Annotated in this window: 2 protein-coding genes and 1 pseudogene; 2 read left to right on the forward strand and 1 reads right to left on the reverse strand. The window is 27.4% G+C overall.

What is annotated here, in order from left to right:
• Window positions 1-546 (forward strand): annotated as a pseudogene (locus ACIQ56_RS16545) (hypothetical protein); the annotation flags it as partial.
• Between the two features lie 85 nt (window positions 547-631).
• Window positions 632-1,816, forward strand: coding sequence for a mechanosensitive ion channel family protein (locus ACIQ56_RS16550; protein WP_397602138.1), 1,185 nt, complete (start codon window positions 632-634; stop codon window positions 1,814-1,816).
• A 5-nt stretch (window positions 1,817-1,821) separates the two neighbouring features.
• On the opposite strand, the gene ACIQ56_RS16555 is transcribed toward ACIQ56_RS16550, so the two are convergent.
• Window positions 1,822-2,634: mechanosensitive ion channel family protein (locus tag ACIQ56_RS16555; RefSeq protein ID WP_397602139.1), on the reverse strand; the 813-nt coding region annotated here is incomplete at its 5' end.

Raw genomic sequence — 2,634 nt, forward strand, 5'->3', positions numbered from 1 at the left:
AAAGTAGAACATTGGGGTCTTGTCAAAAATAAAAATGAAACCATATCTGAATATATGAATCGTGTTTTAAATTCTAAAATATTTAACACAAAAGATATGAGCAAATGGGATTTAAGTCCAGAAGGAGCAAGAGATAATAATGCAAAAGAGAAAACATATTCCGACATTTATTACTTTACATTTTCAACTCAATCAACAACTATGACAAATCCATTTAATCAATGCAAATTTTCTTTTTTAAATTTACTTGATTTTCCATCTGGAGCCATTGGATGCTATACTCAAAATGATCCTAATAAAGTAATCATAGATTCTAAATGGCTTGCTAATGATGGAATTGTAAATACCTACAGTATGCAAGCACCATTCAACGCTAAAAGTATTTCATTTAATGGAAATCCTCAAATTGGTATATGGAATGATATGGGTGTTAAATCAGGTTGGAATCATATTGACATTATAGCAGCATTGCCAAATTTATTTATACCATATTCAAATGTAAAGAAATTGTACGAAAATCATTTAGAATTAATTCACCAACTATAATAATTAATTTTTACACTTGTTCGCATTTTATTTATAAGATAAATTTAATATTCTTCTTATAGCTTGAAGCAGAGGGATTTAACTTATGAATTTAAATGAAACAGAAACGATTTGGCTATATGTTTTTTATACAATTATAGCAACAATAATATTATTAGTTTTATATTATTTTTTAAATATTATTTTTAATAAATTTAATAATAAAATATCCAGTTTAAAAGGTTCAAAAATACGTTCATTTACATTTAGAAATTTTGAACTTTTAACTGAAGATCGATTGGTTGGGTTCATACTTTGGTCTTTAAGTGCCACTCGAATTATCATTATTTTATTTTTACTCTATTTTTATATCCCATTGGTTTTTAGTTTTTTTCCTTGGACAGAAAATTTTGTGCCTACCCTATTGCACTACGTCATTGATCCTCTAAAAAAAGTTTTATTTGTAATTATAGATTATGTTCCTAAAATATTTTTAATTTTCATTATAATGATTATTACAAAATATATTCTTCGCTTTACAAAATTTATTTTTAATGAAATATCAATGGGATCTATTCAAATAAATGGATTTTATAAGGATTGGGCTGAACCATCTTATAAATTAACACGAATTCTTATTTTGGCTTTTGCCTTAATTATTATTTTTCCTTATCTTCCTGGTTCTGGGTCACCTGCTTTTCAAGGAATTTCTGTATTTTTAGGTATTTTATTTTCACTTGGTTCGAGCTCTGCTGTAGCAAATATGGTTTCTGGTATTGTGTTAACTTATATGATGCCATTTAAAGTGGGAGATAGAGTTAAAATTTCTTCAACTGTTGGTGATGTAATTGAAAAAAACTTACTTGTTATTCGTGTAAGAACAATAAAAAATGAAGATATTACTATTCCTAGCTCAATGGTCTTAGGAAGTCATATTATTAATTATAGCTCATCGGCAGATTCCTATGGCTTAATATTAAACCAAACAATAAGTATTGGTTATGATACTCCCTGGAGATCAGTTCATGATTTACTCATAAAATCGGCTTTAAAAACAAATGGAATTTTAAATGAGCCCATCCCATTCGTATTCCAAACACAGTTAAATGATTTTTATGTATCTTATGAAATTAATGCTTATACAAGACAACCCAACCAAATGGCAAATATTTACTCGGAATTAAATCAAAATATTCGTGATAGTTTTAACTCAGCAGGAGTCGAAATTATGTCTCCTCATTATACATCCATACGAAACGGAAATAAAAGTACCATTTCAAGTGAAGTTTAAATAAATTATTTTAATGCCATTATTTTTTCATTTGCTAAATTATCATTTGATATTTTAAGACGAATATCTCTTTGAGGATAAGGAATGGAAATGCCGCTAGAGTCAAATGTTTCTTTAACTGTTTTGTATAAGTAATAATTTACATCCCAGTAATTATCGACACTAACCCAACAGCGTAACATCATACTTACAGAATTATCTCCTAATGCAGTTAAAACGACTAATGGTGTTGGCTCTTTTAATATACGACCATCTAATCTTGCAAGATTTGTTAAGATTTCTTTCGCTTTTTCAACTTGATTTTCATAAGATATTCCAACAATAAAATCGAGTCTTCTAGTTCCATTTTTGGTGAAATTCTTAATAGATGAATTCCACAATAAGCTATTCGGTACAAATAAAAATAAACCATCATTTGTTTTTAAAGTCGTAGTAAATAAATTAATTTCTTGGACAGTGCCATTGTTTGAATTCGACTCAATATAATCATTTACTTTAAAAGGTCTTAAAAAAATAAGCATTAAACCCGAAGCAATATTTTGTAACGTTTCTTTTAGAGCTAAAGCCAATCCTAAACCAGTTGCTCCTAAAAAAGCAATAATTCCATTGGTATTTGCACCAAAAATATTTAATATAATTAGAATACCAATTATAAAAGAAGCATATTTTATAACTGTTATTGAAATTGGCAATAAGGTAGGATCAATTTTTTCTACTTTTTCATTTGCTTTTTTAACAACTCTTATAATCCAATAAGCAATAGAATATAAAATTAAGACAGTAACTATGGAATAGAGTAAGTTTAATGAAAAAGTCCA

The sequence above is a fragment of the Silvanigrella sp. genome (genome assembly GCF_044369315.1).
Classification (GTDB): Bacteria; Bdellovibrionota_B; Oligoflexia; order Silvanigrellales; family Silvanigrellaceae; genus Silvanigrella.

Coding starts and splice junctions, on each gene's coding strand:
- ACIQ56_RS16550 (WP_397602138.1), top strand. CDS start 632: ATGAATTTAAATGAAACAGAAACGATTTGGCTATATGTTTTTTATACA.